Origin of the sequence: Roseateles sp., from assembly GCF_039929605.1 — a bacterium.
Classification (GTDB): domain Bacteria; phylum Pseudomonadota; class Gammaproteobacteria; order Burkholderiales; family Burkholderiaceae_C; genus Pelomonas.
Window position 1 is genome coordinate 15247 of the sequence record NZ_JBDSQX010000174.1, and the last position, 17958, is coordinate 33204.

Annotated in this window: 11 protein-coding genes; 7 read left to right on the forward strand and 4 right to left on the reverse strand. The window is 64.8% G+C overall.

The features are described from left to right. Positions 1-36 precede the first annotated feature (36 nt). The 6 genes from ABIS05_RS23590 to ABIS05_RS23615 all read left to right on the forward strand — a co-directional run bounded on the left by ABIS05_RS23590 (position 37) and on the right by ABIS05_RS23615 (position 11710). Positions 37-2247, forward strand: coding sequence for a PEPxxWA-CTERM sorting domain-containing protein (locus ABIS05_RS23590; protein WP_348013704.1), 2211 nt, complete (start codon positions 37-39; stop codon positions 2245-2247). A 255-nt stretch (positions 2248-2502) separates the two neighbouring features. Further along, complete coding sequence (locus ABIS05_RS23595; protein WP_348013705.1) at positions 2503-3303, forward strand: PEP-CTERM sorting domain-containing protein; 801 nt, start codon at positions 2503-2505, stop codon at positions 3301-3303. A 140-nt stretch (positions 3304-3443) separates the two neighbouring features. Further along, complete coding sequence (locus ABIS05_RS23600) at positions 3444-5585, forward strand: di-heme oxidoredictase family protein (protein ID WP_348013706.1); 2142 nt, start codon at positions 3444-3446, stop codon at positions 5583-5585. Further along, a complete protein-coding gene (locus tag ABIS05_RS23605; protein ID WP_348013707.1) occupies positions 5582-7006 on the forward strand; it encodes a putative sulfate exporter family transporter in 1425 nt (474 codons plus the stop codon). The genes ABIS05_RS23600 and ABIS05_RS23605 overlap by 4 nt, the downstream gene beginning before the upstream one ends. Before the next feature lie 1335 nt (positions 7007-8341). Then, on the forward strand, positions 8342-10510 hold the full coding sequence (locus ABIS05_RS23610) for an Ig-like domain-containing protein (protein WP_348013708.1): 2169 nt from the start codon (positions 8342-8344) through the stop codon (positions 10508-10510). An 825-nt stretch (positions 10511-11335) separates the two neighbouring features. After that, the gene (locus ABIS05_RS23615; protein ID WP_348013709.1) at positions 11336-11710 is read left to right on the forward strand and encodes a hypothetical protein; all 375 of its coding nucleotides are present in this window, start codon (positions 11336-11338) and stop codon (positions 11708-11710) included. Here the strand turns inward: ABIS05_RS23615 and ABIS05_RS23620 are convergent. From ABIS05_RS23620 to ABIS05_RS23635, 4 genes are all read right to left on the reverse strand, one after another. Then, entirely contained in the window at positions 11689-12066 is a 378-nt protein-coding gene (locus ABIS05_RS23620) for a hypothetical protein (protein ID WP_348013710.1), read from the reverse strand. The two genes, ABIS05_RS23615 and ABIS05_RS23620, sit on opposite strands and share 22 nt — an antisense overlap. 61 nt (positions 12067-12127) lie before the next feature. After that, positions 12128-12595 (reverse strand): hypothetical protein, encoded by a 468-nt coding sequence (locus ABIS05_RS23625; RefSeq protein ID WP_348013711.1) that lies wholly within the window; start codon positions 12593-12595, stop codon positions 12128-12130. Next, on the reverse strand, positions 12592-13338 hold the full coding sequence (gene stbB / locus ABIS05_RS23630) for a StbB family protein (RefSeq protein WP_348013712.1): 747 nt from the start codon (positions 13336-13338) through the stop codon (positions 12592-12594). The genes ABIS05_RS23625 and stbB overlap by 4 nt, the downstream gene beginning before the upstream one ends. After that, a complete protein-coding gene (locus tag ABIS05_RS23635) occupies positions 13335-13706 on the reverse strand; it encodes a hypothetical protein (protein WP_348063353.1) in 372 nt (123 codons plus the stop codon). Before ABIS05_RS23635 ends, stbB begins: the two co-directional genes overlap by 4 nt. Positions 13707-14273: 567 nt before the next feature. Between ABIS05_RS23635 and ABIS05_RS23640 the strand changes: the two genes are divergently transcribed. Next, on the forward strand, positions 14274-17930 hold the full coding sequence (locus ABIS05_RS23640) for a hypothetical protein (RefSeq protein WP_348013714.1): 3657 nt from the start codon (positions 14274-14276) through the stop codon (positions 17928-17930). The last annotated feature ends 28 nt before the right edge of the window (positions 17931-17958 follow it).

Below are 17958 nucleotides of genomic sequence, written 5' to 3' on the forward strand. Positions count from 1 at the left end.
CCGGCGCTTCTTGGCGCAGCGCCCGTCCGCGCTGCAGTGCAATACAGCGTTACCGAACTGGGCACGCTCGGCGGCACCCAGGCCCACGCCAACAGCATCAACGCCGCCGGGCAGGTCGCGGGGTATGCCTCCATCCGCGCGGACGCAGCCCGCCACAGCTTCCTCTGGCAGGCGGGCAGCATGCTGGATGTGGGAACTCTCGGCGGCACCTACAGCCACGCCAACGGCATCAACGCCGCCGCGCAGGTCGTGGGTTTTTCCGCTACTGCTGCCAACGCCACTGAACACGCATTTCTGTGGCAATCCGGCAGCGCGCGGGATCTGGGCACGCTGGGCGGCACCTACAGCTACGCCGCGGGCATCAACGCTGCCGGGCAGGTTGTGGGCGATTCAAGTACCAGCACCAGCACCGCCACGCACGCCTTTCTTTGGCAGTCCGGCAGCATGCGAGATCTGGGCACCTTGGGGGGCACCTACAGCAGTGCCTATGCCATCAACGCCGCCGGGCAGGTCGTGGGCTATTCCGAGACCGGCGGAGGTTCCACCCATGCCTTTGCGTGGCAGTCCGGCAGCATGCGGGACCTGGGCACCCTGGGCGGCGAATACAGCAGTGCTTATGCCATCAACGCCGCCGGGCAGGTCATCGGCACCACCTCGATCAGCGACGGAACTGCGCACGCCTTTGTGTGGCAGTCCGGCAGCATGCGCGATCTGGGCACGTTGAGGGGCGGAGCCAGCACCGCCACGGGCATCAATGCCGCCGGGCAGGTCGTGGGGTACGCCGACTACACCGGTGGCCTTCAACACGCGTTTGTCGGTACTGCGCAGGGCGGCCTCACCGATCTGAACGCACTGCTGGTCGCCGACAGCGGGGCCACGATCTTGCAGGCTGCCGGCATCAACGACTCCGGTCAGATCATCGGCCAAGCCACTACCCTTTCTGGTCAGAACCGTGCCGTGCTGTTGACGCCGACCGGCTCGGTCACGTGGCAGGCGGGCAGCACTGGCGCCAGTTTCAACGATGCGGCCAACTGGGAGCAGGGCTTCGGTCCCAGCAGATTCATCGGCGCGGTGATCGCACCGGTCGGCAGCCAGACCATCAATGCCGGCAGCGACGCGGCGGTCAAGAGCCTCTCCCTCGGCAGTTCCTCGGGCAGCAGCGGCCGGCCGCTGCTGGTGCTGCAAAACGGCGCCAACCTGACCGCAATTGGCGGCGTTACCGTGCACGCCACCGGCACCCTCGCCGGCGACGGCAAGATCTCCGGCAACCTCGTCAACCTCGGCACGGTGCGCGCGGGCAACCTGAGCGTCGCCGGCAGCTTCACCAATGCCGGTCTGGTCCAGGGCGATGGCTACATCAACACCAATCTGAACAATGCGGCGGGCGGCCTGGTGCGCAGCGGTGCGGGCCAGACGCTGCACATCGTTGGCGTGGCGCACAGCAACGCCGGCACCGTGGAGGTGACTGACGGCGGCGCACTGGCGTTTGACGGCACGTTCAGTAACGCCGGTAGCGGCCGGGTCTTCTTGAAGAGTGGCCAGCTGCACTTTGCTGGCGGTGCATCCAATGCAGGCCAGATCAACGTGACGTTCGGAACCTCCGACGTGCACGGCGGCCTCACCAACCTCAACGGTGGCAAGGTCATCCTGTCCGGCAACAGCCACACGACGTTTTACGACGGCGTGGACGTCCAGCCGGGGGCCGAGTTGCGCGTGTCGAACGGCAGCACGGCCGTGTTCTTCGGCCAGGTCTTGCAGCGCACGGGGTCAGTGTTCTCCGGCACCGGCACCAAGTTCTACGAAGGAGGCCTGTCCGTGGGTGCCTCGCCGGGCCTGGGCGTCGACAGCGGTGATGTTTCCTTCGGCAGCGGCAATGTCTACCTCGCCGAAATCGGCGGGCTTGCCGCAGGCACCGGGTTCGACAAGTACGAGGTCGCCGGCACGCTCGGCTTCGGCGGAACGCTGAAGGTGGTCTGGTGGGGCCGCTTCACGGGCCAGGCGGGCCAGAGCTTCGACCTGTTCGACTGGGGCAGCAGCCACGGCACGTTCGCGGGCGTCGACCTGTCGGGCGCGACCTTGGCGGCCGGACTGGCCTGGGACACCTCGAAGCTGTATGCCGACGGCGAGCTGAGCATCAGCGCCGTGCCCGAACCGCAAACCTGGGGTTTGCTGCTGGCGGGCCTCGGCGTCGTCGGCGGTGCGGCGCGACGTCGTGCGCAGGCCGGTTCCGGGGCGAGCGCGCGGTGACAGCGCCGGGCGCAAGGTGGCAGCGCGGCCCTATGTCCGGGCTCGGCGAAGAAAGTCGTTCAGTCAAGCAGAGACCGGCGCTCTTCATCGAATCGCTCCAGTCCTGAAATTCGTCATCAACCCACCAGGAGTGCGGATATGCCCAGCTGTCCTAGAGCCAGGAGAAATTTCCAACATGCTTTCCATCCACGGCCGGCGAGTTGGCTGGCGCTCATTCTGACAACCGCAGTCTCGATAACGTCAGCGCACGCCGCGGTGCAAAAGCCGCAATATGCAGCAGGCATCTCAGTCACTCCAGACTTTTACGACGATTCCCTACTCCGCGTTGGTTATCCCTTGTTCGGCGACTCACCGCTGGTTTCGCGCAATCCGGTAGACCTGAGCTTTTCGCACATCAGTCACCTGCAGTCCGAATCGACGGGCATTGCCTACGCCGGGCCAGAGCACGGCGGCACCGTGCGGGCGATCGCGACAACCGGCGACGAGACAATCGGCGCGCAAGCGGGGCTGAACTACATCTTCCAGTTGCAGCCAAAGCCTGGCGCTTTGCTGCCTGATGTTGTGACGCTGCACGTCTCTGTAAGCGGGAACACCGGCAGCGAAAACTACGCCACCGCCGCCATCGTCTTCACGCTTGACTGGGCTGACAGCCCCACCACCGCGCAGTCCATCATCAAACGCACCGGCGTGGGGAGCGACCCGGGAGGTATTGAAACCTGGGGTGGAGACGGGTCCATCCATGTTGACCAAGATATTTCCGTTGCGTTGAACCGTGACATATTGGTCCAGATGTTCGCGGCGGCTTCTGCCGGAATTTCGGTGATTGATCAGAACCTGAAGCAAGACGAATATGGCACTGGGTCTGCCTATGTAGATCCGGTCTTCACGCTACCCGCAGAGCTCCGGAATCTCGTGAATATCGTCGGCGTGCCCGCCGCGCCAATTCCGGAGCCGGCGACCTGGCTCATGACGCTCGCCGGCTTGGGCGTCATTGGCGCTTTGATGCGCCACCCCCACGTTGAGTGGCCCCATTCCCAGCGAGCGTGCCAGGCCTGATTGCTTGAGGTATGCATCGTTGCGGCCCCCGGTTGGCGGCTTTGCGGCTATCGGTCGGCGTTGCGGGCCGCTACGCCTTTGTCATGCGTGCCGCGCGGCCTGAGGCGCGGCCCCGCGTCAACGTCTGAAGAGAGATTTCCATGCGATGTACTCCGCCGGCCCTGGCGTGGAGCTTGGCTGCCGCGATCGCCTCATTGGCAGGCGCCATCTGGCCTGCACCGGCTGCAGCTCAGGCGGCCTCGGCAGCTGCAGACAGCAACGTTCCGGCTGCCCGCACCTGGCCGCTGCGCGCCCGCGTGGTGGCAAGCGGCTTGAAGCTGGCTTACGGCATCCGCCAGGTCGGCCGCTTCCACAGCGGCGGGCCCTTCGTCTCTAACCCTGAGTTCTTGCTGCAGACGCAGGCGGGGCGAGCGCTTGACCCGCAGCGGGTGCTGGTCGCTGTGGGGCAGAATTTTGGTGCGGTGCCTGGCAACCCGGCGCACGCGCTAGGCGCCATCGTGTCGATCGATGCCCATGCAGCGACAGACCGGCACGCGCTCGTCGTGCCGGCGGTGCTCGACGCCGGACGGCCTGCCGAGGGCGGCGCCGTCCAGCTCTACAGCGTGCAATCGCGGGGTCAACTGAACCGGCTGCACAGCGCCGGCGCCCGCACTGCGGATTTCGCCGGCGTGTCGGGGCCACGCTATCTGTCCATCAACAACGGCTTCGGGCGCCCGTGGGTCGCCAACGCACCCTTCGGGCTGCGCGGCGCAGGCAGCGAGAGCGTGCTCGACCCCGACGGTGCACCGCTCGCCAACGCGCCGAGCGACGCTGCTGGCGGCGTCTTCGCTGGCGGGTTGAGCGCGCGCACCAGCAGCCCCAAGGCTGTCCGTTCGGGTTGGTTCGCTTCGCTGCTGAACCGCCAGGACAGCGACCAGCTCACGCCGGGCTCGCTGGAGAAAGGCGCTCTCGGAACCGCCTTCCTGGGGTCGTCGCCAGACGGCAGCGGCTTTGCGGTGTTCGCGGTGGTGACGGGCAACGGCGCGGTGGCGCAAGTGCATGTGCAGGACGGTGTCGACGGCCTCGCACCGCCGGGCACGATCGACGTCGGCGGCGACGACCCGGGTGTCATCGGCATCGCCTTCCAATGGCTCCCGGATCGTGCCCTGTACATCGCGGACGCCAGGCGCGACCGCATCGCCGTGCTTCAGCTGGCCGACGACACGCGGCACTTCAAGGTGCAACGGACCCGCTACCTCCAATCTCCTTGGCTGAAGCGGCCGGTCGATGTGGCCCCCAGCGTTCCCGAGATCGCCAATCCCCGTTTCTCCAGCCACACCACGCTGGCCGGGGGCTCCGATCTCTATGTTGTCAACCGCGGCGACGGTTCCGTGCTGCGCCTCAAACAGGACGGCACGGTGGTCGCCCGCGCGGCCATCACCTGGCCCGATGGCCAGGCGGTGGGAGGTGACCGTCTGCGCTCAATCGCTGTTTCGGCAGACGCGCAGCGCCTCTGGCTGATAGCGGAGCGCCGCACCGCCGGCACCGGCGCGGACAGCGTGCTGATTGAGGTCAGCGGGTTCGATGCCAACGGCGCGTTCGCTGCGCCTGCCGAAGCCGCAGCCGTGCAAACCAAGCCTTCAGAGACAGCGACGGAAGGTGCACGCCTCTTCAGCACGGCGTTTGCGCCCAGCACGGGCCTGGGTGCCCGTTTCAACGCCGTGTCCTGCGTTGCCTGCCACCCGGGCCCCGGCGGCGCGAGCTCACGCGAGGAGCACTTCGCGCGGCGGATTGGCCGCATGGACCTGGTCACCGGGCGGGTGCAGGCCTCCGACGACAGATCGGCCTCGATGGCGCCGCGGCATTCGATGGTCGCGTCAACGGTACTGTCGGAGCCGTTGCCCAGAAGCACCAACGTCGTCTCGCTGCGCATGCCGCCGGCGCTGGCGGCCATCGGTCGTCTCGACGAAATTCCCGACGCCGTCATCGAGGCGCAGGCCGTCAGCAAGGGCGATGGCATCAAGGGTCGCGCGCACTACGTGACCAGCGCCGACGGCACGCAGCGCGTCGGGCGCTACGGCTGGAAGGCCGATTCGGCGCGGCTGGAGGAGATCGTGGCCGAGGCGCTCGGCAAGGAGATGGGCATCACCAGCGCACTGGCCGCGCATCCCGCAGCCACCGTGACCGACGATGGAACACTCGTGCGCGCACTGTCGGCGTACCTGCGCGAGTTGTCGACAAGCAGCGCGCGCGCGCTGCCGAAGCCAGTCGCCCGGCGGCGCACCGAGGAGGCGCTGCAATGATGGCCATGCTGCGCCGTTCGGCCATCGGCCTCGACTTGCGCGGGCGATGGCCCGGTGTCGTCGTCGCCGCGGCACTCGCTCTTGCGGCGGCGTGGATCGCAGGCGGACTCGGTGACCCGCTCGCCCGCAACCCGGTGCTCGTGTCGATGCTGCTGGGTCTTTCGCTCGGCGCCGTGTTCGGCTGCCCGCTGTCGTTGCGCCCGGGGCTCGATTTCACCAAGCGCTACCTGCTCAGGCTCGGCATCGTTCTGCTGGGGTTCCGCATCACGTTGACGCTGCTGAGCGACTTGGGCATGGCGCCCATCCTGATTGCCGCTATCGAGTTGGTGCTCGTGCTGGTGCTGGTGAGATGGGTCGCGGTGCATCTGTTTCGCCTGGATCCGCAGTTGGCGCTGCTGGTCGCGGTGGGCTCGGCGGTATGCGGCGCGGCGGCGATCTTGTCGGTGGCGTCGATGGACAAGGGCAGAGAACGGCATGCCGGCGTGGCGATCGCGTTGATCACGATCGCCGGCACGGTGGCGTTGCTGCTGTATCCCATCGCCTTTCTTGCGGGCTGGATGCCGGGCCTCGACGAGCGCGGCTTCGGCATCGCCGTCGGGGCCAGCATCTTTGAGCAGGCGCAGGTCTACGGCGCCTCGTTCGCGGTGTCCGAGGGTGCACTGAATCTTGCGACGTTGGTGAAGCTCAGCAAGGTCGTTATGCTCATCCCGCTGCTGCTCGTGCTTGGCTACCTTCAGCGCAGGCAGAGCCCGGCCGGCGTGCGCGGGCACGTCCCGGTCCCCTGGTTCGTGCTGGCATTTCTGGCGGTGCTGGTCTTCAACTCGATGGTGACAGTGCATCCGCAGGTGCGCAGCAGCATCCTCCAGGGTGACCAGTTCCTGTTCCTGATGGTGATGATCTCGCTGGGCCTGACCACACCGCTGAAGTCGTTGCGGGGTGCTGGTGGCTTGCGGCTGGTCGGCGCCGGCGCGTTCGCGCTGGTGTTGTCGTCAGGCATCGCCTACGCGCTCGTCCGCAGTGAACAAAGCAGGAACACCGCGCCAGAGATGGCGCGCTCGAACACCGGGCAATTGAACGACGGCGCCCGGCTGTTCAACGCGGTCGGCTGCGCCAAATGCCATGTGCCGAGCCTGCGCGGCATTCACGGCGACGTGCCCCTGTATTCGGACCTGCTGCTGCACGACATGGGATCAGCACTGGACGACAAGATTGCCCAAGGCCAAGCGACCGGCGCCGAGTGGCGCACAACGCCGCTGATCGGCACGCGTCTGCGTGACCGCTACCTGCACGACGGCCGGGCCACCAGCCTGAGAGACGCGGTGCTGGAACATGGCGGCGAAGCCGCGATCGTGCGAAAGCGCTTCTTCGAACTCGACGAGAACGAGCAAAAGGCCGTCTATGCGTTCATTGCACGCCTGTGATCGCTGTATTGGCATATCTATACCTTCGCAGACGCCGAGGCAGCCGTGCGCGCCCGGCCGCCCCATGGCGCCGTCTTGCAGGCGTTCTACCAGGTGTGGCTGTTCGAGGTTGGAGGTCTAGCTCGCACGCTTTCTGACGGTCGCCACGTGGCTGACGTCGGCCCGCTGCCGCTGGACATCACCAGGCGCAACTTCAGCGTCGAATACCTGAAGTCCACCTTCTCGACTGGCATAACGGTGCCTTTGCACATGCACTATGTCCCCGAAGCCTTCTCTTTAGGCAGTCCAACTACTATGCCGTCGGCAAGGGTTGATACCGTCAGGCCGGGCACCGAAGAAGCTGCCGGTGTTAGGGCGCGAGCTAGCTCGCCCCGCCCTTGCGACCGCTGCACGTCGTACAGCCGCCATTGCCCTCAGCGCGGGTCGTCGAGTCCTATGACCGCTTGCTGTCAGTCAGCGCCAGTTCGCTCGCCGGCGGTCACCGTCAGAAATCGCTGCGGTGCTGTCCATCGCCGAGGATTCGGAACTTCAGCTTTGGGCACATAGCTGTCAGCGCTTACGCCTGACGCGAACGGCAGCAATCAGCGGCAAGCCGCCATCGGGTCACCCGCGGCAGCTGTGCCCGGGCGAACCTGCGGGCATGGATTTCTCGCCAGTGCACATTCGCGCCGGTCCACGTGTCGTCTCATACCCGCAGCGCAACGTAGCAAGGCTGAGCCGGGGCGCCCGCTCGAGACGCTTATTCCGCGCTGCGACGGCCCAGCGCTCCCCTGCCAGCGCCGCCGAAATCATTCGCATCCATTCGCTTGAGAATATCTATCACTTGGCGTCGACGCGGGCGAGCGGGCTTGGCGCTTCGCGGAGTGCGGTCCGCGCCGCCGGCCAGGCTAGGTCTGCAGCATTGAGTGCGGTGCGCAGCTAAGCCCATGTGAGCTGCGCCACCGCGTCTACACGCGCCGGGTGGTTTCTGCCGCGTCGTAGCCGGAGATCCCGCCGAGGATGTGCTCGCCCTCGAACACGGCCGCTTGTGATTGCCGGTTCCAGGGTGCAGCTGACGGTTGCGCTGGGCGCCAGTCAAAGTCAGGTTCGGCGCCCGCTGCCGTTCGGTCGCCAAACACCACCGTCTGCATCAGTCTTAACGTGCCACGTAAGTGATGGACTGGTGGCACAACGGTGGCTCGCTTTCCCCTCAACGTGCCCATGAAACGCCTAGCGCCATGGGGTCGTCCATGCACTGAGGCTTGCGGATCTGCCACACTGCGGTAAGGGCGTTAGTCCGCCAGACTGCGCTGATAGATTGCCGCGCAGATTCGACCGCTGCCAGGGAGAGAAGTTTTGCTGATCGGGACCAAGGGACGAAGGTTCAAGACCTTGCTCGCAGTGACCGGCATGGTCTTGCTGGCCGCGTGTGGCGGTGGAGGCGGAGGTGACGCAGGCACGACGCCACCGACTCCCGTCCAGCCGCCAGTAGCCGATAACGGTCTTCTCGCGTTCCGCGCCGACAACGTCGGCCGCGTGGCCGGTTACCCACTGTGGGCGACCGAACTGATGTTTCGCTTGGGTCAGCTGGTCGCCGACGACATCACGACCGCACCGGGGCAACTCAACAGGGGTGGCTGTCCGAGTGGAGGGCAACTGCAGCGGGATTGGTCCGACAAGGACGGCAGCCAGACCCTGAGCGCGGGCGATGAACTCGCGCTGCAATACACAGGCTGCTCGCGCGACCCGCTGACGCGGGGCATGGAGGGACGCGTCGGGGTCACCTTGATCAGCACGCAGCCAAACGGAGATTTCGATGCGCGGCTGATCCTTGCTGCGCCGGGTGTCGCCATTGGCTACACCACCGGGTTGCCGGGCCGCAGCGATTTCCGGATCACGGGGCAATTGCGCCTGACCATCTCGCGCACCGCGCTCCGCCAGAGCCTCACGATCGGTGACAGCAGCGACTCGACGATCAGCATCGGCTTCCCGGGCTCGAACGTCGGGCCCGATCGCATAACGGCGCTACGCATCGGCAAGACTCACCGTTGGGATGAGGCGCGCACTTACATCGAACTGAAGATGCGCTACGACAGCTCGGATCTCGGGGGCGCATACGACGTGGCGACCGTGAGCCCGCTCAAGTCATGGCTGGACACCGTTCCGGAGCTAGATCCCCAGCAGGGTGAGATCCGCATGCTTGGGCGCGGGGGCGACGAGGCTCGGGTACAGGTGGCGACCAGCGTTGCGCCGGGAAATGCAGAACTCGCTGGCTGGCTTGACCAGGGTGGTGACGGCAGTCGGGAAGCGGTATTGACCGGCACCTGGCTGGGCGCCGGCATCGCCTCCGGCGTCTTGTTCGCTGACTACACGCGCGGCGGAAAAGGCGCGGCATACGGCTACGACCCCAATGAGTTCACCATCCGGCCGCCCTTCGCTGGCAACAGCACGCTGCCCACCGCATCGACGTTCACGATCCAGTTCACGCGTCCGGTGGCTGGCGCCACCAGCTGGCGCTGGTCGCTGCTGGACAAAGGACGTCTGGACCAGCCGCCCGCGACCGGCACCGAGGTGCCAGTCGCCGTCGATGTAACTGGCGCGCAGATCACGGTTCGGCCTGCGACAGCGCTCCTCTACTCGCATCGCTACCAACTCCGGGTGGACACCGGTGAGTCGAGCGTGAACGGCCAGCTGATGCGCGCCACGACGGGCGGCACCTTGTCGGTGTATGCAGGCAGCATCGGCGAGTTCACCACGCCAGATGTCCTCAACCCTCAATCCACGCTGGCAGCCCGGCTGACGCTGAAAGCCGGCACGCCCCTCGAGGTGGCAGGAGTTCCGCCGCCAGCGGGCACCACCGCGAACGTTCGCTATCGGTGGACCCAGGTGAGCGGAACACCGCTCACGATCTCGCAGCCCGGAGAGCGTGTCGCCGTGATTGCCCTGGGCGCCGGAGCACGCGGCATTGGGTCGTCGACGGTGCGCCTGTCCGTTCAGCTGGAAGGCGCGGATCAGACCGAAAGCGCCGATTTCGTGCTGCGTACGCTTGCCGATACATCCGACCCCTGGTTCAGCCGACTGCGCATTCCGTTGAACCTGGAGGATGCTTTCACCCCACCGAAGGAGCGCTGGAGCGGTCAGGCTGTTGGAACCCTGAGTGCCAGCCAGCAGGCAGACCGGCTGAACCTGACATACATGGAAGTGGCTGACCCGGCGGACTCCAATGGCAATTGGAGCATTGAGCTGCGAAGTCCCGACGGCCAGGCGCTGCGACCCGGCATCTATGCCAATGCCTACAGCAGCACGTGGTATCAAAGACCACCCGGCGTGCCGACCTTGGACTTGGTTAGCGGACAGGTGCGTCCATCGTCCGTGCAAGGCAATTTCATCATCCACGAGCTGGTCGTGGATGGCGCGGGCCGCATCACCAAGCTGGCGCTGGATCTCACCGCGCCGCAGGGCACCGGTCAGGTGATGGCGAGTGGCTCAGTACGTATCGATAGTTTGGTTCCTCTACCGCCCTAGGGAAAAGCACGCGCAGAGAGATGTCTTGTACGCGAGCCGCGTCCGCGAACCGTTGATGAGCGCCAGCTTTGTAGGGCGGAATTTCAAGGAGCCACGGCAATAGACTGATGTGAGCACTTTGCTGACTTTTGGGCGCCGACTGCCTGCGACATCAGCCAGCCAGATGCAGCATCTACCTGCCACACGAGCTTACTGGCTGATCAGTTGAAGAACGAAGCGGCCCTCCCGTGCCCGGGATCAGCAGGCGATTTCCTTCACGCTGCGCGCGAAAGGCCTGCTTGGCGAACTGACCGGCTTTGATCGGCTGCGCTGCGCGCTGATCCGGCCAGATCGCCACCCCGGTCACCCGCCACGCCCGAAGCCGGGCCGCTGAAGTCAGGCTGCAAGCCAGCGATCAGCGGCTCGACCGTCGCGCCAGTCGCTGCGCTTGGTGTCACGCCGGCCGCAGAGCCGCCGCTGTTCGGGTATGTGCGGCGTCTTCGCTGCAACCGCTGCGCCAGGCGAGCTGTCACATCGGCTGCGGCGCTGGGTCGCCGTGGGGAGAGGGCAGCCTGTGCGCCGGTCGTCCCACCGCGCTCCCCCCAGCTGCGCCCCCGTCCCTTTGTGAGGGGGACTTGTGGGGGGATCTTCAAGCGGTGGGCCGGGAAACCGGCGCACTGCTTCGGCTCCTGGGTTCTGAACATCCATCCCCAACCCCTTCCCGCTGGAAGGGGCCATGCCCACCCCCCGCCCGCCCGTGGGCGGGAGCGAGGAAGTCCGAGCGAGAGGATCAGTTGTCTTGGCATCCCGGTCGGGGCCCGGCTGGGCTCTCGATTGGAGATCATCATGACCACTTCGACCCTGGACGCGCTCGCGCGTTGTGCTGTCCGCGCTCAGACCGCCACCACCAAGGGCGAGCGGGCCTTTGCTCGACTGCTCAAACTGGCGGAAGGCGGCGACTCGGGACAGACTCGCCGCGTCGCCGCCTTCATCGCTTCGACGTTCAACGGCCGGACTTTCCCGCTGGACGTGTTCGAACTGCGCGCGGTGGATGTCGGCATCAGCGACGACATGCTGTGCTGCCTCGACGCGCTGCGTTGGGCCCGGGCAGATCTCTACATACTGGTGCCGAACGGCGAGGCTCGGGTGCGGGCAATCATCCAGCGTGTGCGCCAGCGCGTCACGGAACGCGAGACGGTTCAAGCATCTGGCGCGCAGTAGTCCGAGATCGAGCGATCCACGCGACGCGCGAACTCGGCCGCCAGGCGCACGGCGCAGCGCGTGCCTTCATCGGCTCGGCCGGCTGCGATATTGGCATCGGCCTGTCGCAGGACCGTCAGCAACGCGCTGGCGGCGTTGGCGATCTCCGTAGCTTCGCGTTCCAGAGAGATCGTCAGCCGGAGTATGTCGAGGTGCCGCGCCGCGTCTGTGAGCTTGGCGGCCAGCTGGCGCTGCCAGGGCTTGCTCAGGCCCATGCTGGACTGCATCGCTTGCAACAGCGCGTCGAGATCCCCGATGGCTTTGGCGGCGGCCGCCAGCGCGGAGGAGCGTTCGGGGTCGTCGGAGTTGGTCTGCATCGTCGATGGGAAGGCGGCGGGTCGATTCTGCCGAAGCCGCCAGAGGGCACCGCCGACCTTGTCACCGCCACACGCCGGACGTCACCACCCACGTGCACACGGACGCGGCAATCGCCGTCGCCGCATGCGTCAGCCAGTCATCCCAGGGGCGCGCCTGCTGCCGCACGATTTCCTGCACCTGCAGGAGCGGTGCCACGAGCGCTCGCAGTGCGGGGCTCAGTTCCGCGACGAAGAGCTTCCGAGCCGCCTCCTCCATGGCCCGGATGTGGAAGTCGATGGACTGACGCGTCGCCTGGCCGGTGTGCTGGGCAATGAACTTGACCGCATTGGTCTTCACGGTCTCGCCCGTCGCGACCATCTGGGCCTCAAGCTTGGACACCTGGACCGCGAGCTTGCGGTGGGCCGCCGCCGCATCAATCTGGCCTGCCTCAAGCGCAGGGAGGAGCATGTCCACCCGGTCCAGCACGTCGACTAATTCGGCGATGGCCTCGATGAGCAGGGCTTCGCGGCCCGTGACGGGCGGGTTCATTGCGCTTCTCCCGTGACCATCGACATGCCGGCCGAGTCGGCGGCGCTTGGCAACCCCAGCGCCGTGAAGCACCGGTCGAGTTCCACCAGGACGCTGCCGGCGAGTCGCCGCGTGGCCAACTTCTGGCCGAGCGCCATTTTGTCGGCCTGGTTCTGCGCACGGGCGATCAGGCGCTTGTAGTCGGTTGGGTCCTGCGACAGCGTGAGAAAGTCGGTGCTGAGTCCGCGCACGCGGGCGTAGATCTCGTTCCGGCGCAGCGCGCATTCGGGGTTCGCGATGGCCAGCGGGTGTTCATGCAGGAAACCCAGCACCAGGTAGAACGCCTGCTCCACGGTCACGCCCAGCTCCATCGTGTTGAACACGAGCCGCATGCGTTCAGGAGGCACACCCAAGCGGGCCAGGTCGACCAGCGTTGCGATGGTGTCCTGCTGCTGCTTGGGATCCGGCACCGTGGGCACGATGAAGCAGTCGAAGTCCTCATGGCTGCCGCCGTACTGCGCCATCAGGTCCATCAGGTCGTCCACCGTGCTGGCGCCGATGTCGACGACGGCACTGTCGATCGAGAGCAGGTATTCCTGCAGCATGGCGAACTGGTCCCCGCGCAGCGACGCCTGGCCTTCGGCGCCGGCGTTGATGGTCTCCACCGCGATGTATTCCGCACCGGGGATACGCGGCAACAGCAGGTGGCGCGCGAGCGTCGTCTTGCCCACGTTGCCGGAGAAGTTGATGACGGCGAGTTTCATGGGTTCTCCTTGGCGCGCATGAGGGGGTTGCTGCTCTTCGCCTGGGCGTAGGTCGCGGCGGCGTCCTTGCCCGAGGCTGGAAGACCGGGTAAGGCAGGTGGCGTGGCACTTGGGTCGGGGGAGGCTGCCCGAGGGGTGGCGATCGCCTGGGGCGTGGCGACTGGCATCGCTGAGGCCGGCAAGGGGCGCATGGCCTCGCGGCGCACCGTGCTGATGCTGACCGTCACACCGACGGCCGCCAGCGCCTGCTGGATCGCTTCCAGCGTGTAGCCTTGGGCGCGAAGGCCAAGTACCTGCGGGAGGTAGTGCCGGGCCTTGCGGGTGAGACGTCCCGGGACTTCGGTCGGCTGGAGCGTCGCGACGCTCATCGGTGCCATGCCCGCTCGCTGCACTGCCGGTCTCTGTTCACCCGATGCCGGTGAATGTTCGCTGTCTGTTCGCATTTGCCGCTCCGCGTTCGGACAGGCTTCGCAACGTGCGGTCTGCGTTCACAAACTGCCGCTGTTTGCCGGTCGCTGTTCGGTTGCGTTCATGTTGATGGACGCGGGGCGGTGCGACACGCTGATTTCCGGCGAGATTTCAGCGGCGTCTCGACTTGCCATCGAGACAAGAGGAGGGAAAAGGGTTAGTGCAGGATAGGCTTGGTGCCAGCGTTTGGATGCCATGCATCGGCATGCAATCCTGGCCTCCATTAGCATCGACGCACAAGGGGACCTCGAAATGCCCCAATGAGTCAGGCTCGGACCGGGCAAGCGCTCGACAAGCATTAACCGTCGTCCGCTTGGATGCCGATCCAGGGGGGAAATATGACAAACGAGGATGAGGGCGAACTGCCCAACTTGGTAGCGTTGGCAACGCTCATGGCGACGTCAATGTCGGCAGTACGTCTCCGACAGGTTGCAGATGGCTGCAAGCCGTTCACTCGCGACTTGCGTATGTTCCAACCGATCAAGCTGGCCGCAGCGTTTGGCGGTTTGCTCCTTCAGCCATCATTGCAAAGCAACTGTCTTCGACTAGAGGCGCTGGTGCAGCTGAGCATGGCAGTCGCAAACGGCGAGCAGTCTGCGACATCAAGCATTCTTCTAAAAGGGTTCTCCTCCGTGGGGCGCACTCACGGCGGCAACGAAGACCCTCCCGAGGATGTTTTTGTCGGGAACATCGTGTCCCGTCGCGGCAACTTCCTCGTCCTTGAAGGCACCTGGGAAAGCGGCACGTTCTATCTGCAGCGCTTCGTCAACATGCTTGACGACCTGCCGGATGAGCCGAATTTTCGGGCCGTCACAGACTGCATTTACGCGCTGCTGACCGTTTCAGACTTGGCCTGCAGGCGCGCGGGCCTGATGCGCAATCAGAAGGGCTCGGGGGCACAGGTAAAGGTTCTGCCGAAGGAGCTGGCAGGGCAGTACGGAGCGCTGCAGGGTCTGGTCGAGTTCAGTTTGGATGACCTGAGGCGAGCCGGGATTGTTCCTAACCACTTGGCACCTTTCACCTTTGAGGTTGAAGGACGCCGGGGCTTGCTCGAGCAGTCCATTGGCAACACCTCACTTGAACGAGCCCCTGTGGCGATAGCCGGTCAGAGCTTATTCCTGGTTCTGCCGACGGCTGTCGGAGGCGCAATCCGGAGGCTCTTCGTTGAAGCACTTGGCTCCGGTGGAAACCGAGGGGTCTTCGTGCAAATGCTTGCTCGCGAATACACGCACGAATTCAAGCGGTCCCGGCTTCTTCGTGGACCGGGTCCAAGCCCAAGTTTTGGCCGGGCTGATGGCGGATACATCAGCTGTGCGGCCTGGCAGGTGGATCACGGCCGGCCGGTCGTCCTGATGTGCCTTCTCGACACGCTCGATGGCTACGAGGAGGGCGGAGTAAGGGGGCTCTATGCGCCCACGGAGGCGCTAAAAGTCCGCATGGAGAAGTCCATCGCGGAAGCTCAAGAGGCCTGCGCAAAAAACATGGCGCTTGAGCAAGGGCTCGTGCTGATGGTGACGTGCGGCATCGGAAGAGGTGCCCACTATGCGCTCGACATCTATGAACGGGCTCAGTGGGAGGTGGTTCACCTCGCTGCCGCTGACTTTTTCACCTTGGAGTCGATGCCGGACATGTCGCTTCTGGAGCTGTGGCGCATTCTTGATGGGGAACGGCGACTCAGAGCGCAAGGTGTTCGCCTCCAAAACATCAACGGCTTCCTCAACCTTGCGGCTTGGGGCACGTCGCTGGACGGACACTTGATTCCCCACGGAGCCATTCCGCCGGGTGCGGGTGGCCAGAAGATCGTATTCAGCATCAGTCAAAACGCGCTCCTCGGCGCTCGACATTCGGTCGCCTCGTCTCGCGACTTACATGCGGAACCATTCGTAGACGGAACGTGGAGGAGAGTCCATACCGAAGGTCGAAGCTACTTCGACGACCAGAACGAGAACCCCGTATACGGCGAGGTAGAACCCGAAGATAGCCGCAAACCAATGGGGGTTTGCATAGCCGGTTCTCGCGCTTGGTGGTTTGAGCAGGCCTCATCTGACGGCTCGGCAAAGGGAACCTACGAGCGCTGGCAGATGCTGGGCACGTGGTGCCGCCGCGCCGCCCCACTGCTAGAAGAAACCTTCGGTCAGAGCCTTGGCGCCGGCCCGGTTCTATGGAGGTGCGTTTTCAAAGAAGCGCAGCAGCTCTTTGACCCGGCGGAGCCATGGGGCACTGCGGAGGACGCTGAGGGCTCCATTGCGCTGGAAGTCGACCAGGCCAACAGAACGGTTCAGCTGACGATTGACCCCCAGTTTGACCGTGCCCTCTTCAACCCTGCGAACATTGCTGAGGCAGCACTAGTCAGGGCTCTCATCCGTGGCGTGGCGCTGCTCGCGGGCGAGCCGCAGGTTGACCAGGAAGACTTGTTCAGTCAGATCGTTCCAAACGAGAACGCGCGCCAGTCTCATGTGATGGCGGCTCGCAATTTTCGAGACTTCCTGCCCGTGCTTGCCCAGCAGAAGGTGGTCAACGTCAGCAAGTACGACGATGGAAACACGAGGGTCGGCCTCGGCTGGAAGGTGCGTCACCAGAGCGACGGCAATGTCATCCTCGGCAAGGAGGTAAGCCGTGACTACCTCAACAAGCTTGTCCGAAAACTAGAGGACGAACTATGCGAGCAACTGCGGTCGCTGGATCGTCTGGATGTCATCTGCAATCTGCTACTGAACTACGAGGTCGCGGCTGTCTCGCGAGACCTCTGGCACAGGACATCGGCGGCGAACCTGGCATTTAGGTCTGACGAGGCGCTGGCACTCGGGCCGATGCGGGATCATGACTTCAAGCTGAACACTGTCTTTCACACGTCACGGCTCCTTATCGAGATGGCGATTTGCGAGTGCCCGCTGCAGGGCGGGCGTCGGTTCGGCGAAATCGACCATACGTCACTGATGACGCTCGCATCTCAGGTATATCAGCTTGGTGGCTGGTCAGGCTTGATCCATTGGGGCTTGATGGCGCCGAAGGTCATCATTCGGGCGATTGGTGATGTGCACGTCGACCACAGCATCATCGACGGCGTGATGACCAAGTTTGGAAGCAAGACCAGCGAGGTCCGCTACAGGGGCTCAGCCCGCAGTTACACGAAGAACCTAGAGCATCCGGGAATCACGGAGGAGGCGAGGGGCGTGCTCGAGCCCCAATTCCTCGACGCATGGGCAAACGAGTTCGGCGCAGAGCTCGATGCGTTCAGGCAATTCGTTGACGCAGTCGAGGACCGCGGCATCGACCTGCAAGAGCCGGTGTCTCGGCTTCGCCGCAGCGAGTTAGTTTCTGTAGCAAACGATGCGACAGCCGGCGACGCGATTGTCTCGGCACTCACTCTTCGGACGCGCCCGTCTTGGCGACAAGTCCCGCTAGGCTACGCGGAACGGGACATTGACTCGTGGCGCCTCCGCCGGCGGCTCAGTTTGCTTAGGCGGCCAATACTGCAGGTATCGGATGAGGCCGACCCATTCGTGTTGGTCACGCCAGGTCTGCTGCGCGAGGCGCTCTCCTTCACCATGGGCAACTACTACTACGCCAACTACCCTGACAACCATCTCGGCCAGGCCATGCAGAGGTACGCTGGCTTCGCGCGTGATCGTGATGGCCACGACTTCAATGTGAAGGTCAAGACGAAGATGGTCGCGCTCGGATGGGAGGTTCTCCCAGAGGTTGCGCTTACCAGGATACTCGCCGCTAAGCTTGACCGGAACTACGGCGATGTTGACGTTCTTGCTTGGGACCTTCACAGTCGCAGGGTGCTCGTCATGGAATGCAAGGACCTGCAGTTCAAGAAATCTCACAGCGAGATTGCCGAGCAGTTGATGGACTATGCAGGCGAGGTGCTTCCGAATGGGAAAGGTGATTCGCTGCGAAAGCATCTGGATCGCATTGAGCTTCTTGTGGCCCGCAAGTCAGCTGTTGCAAAGTTTCTCAAGCTCGGGCACGACTGCAGCATCGAGAGTCATCTGGTCTTCAGCAATCCGGTCCCTATGCTCTACGCGGATGGTGCGATTTCGACCAGCTGTGAGCGCCATATCTACGCTGAGCTGGAGCGGCTAAGGATCAAGTCGGCAAGCCTCAACCTTATATGACCTGCTGCGCTGGGCCACCGCGCAGTCC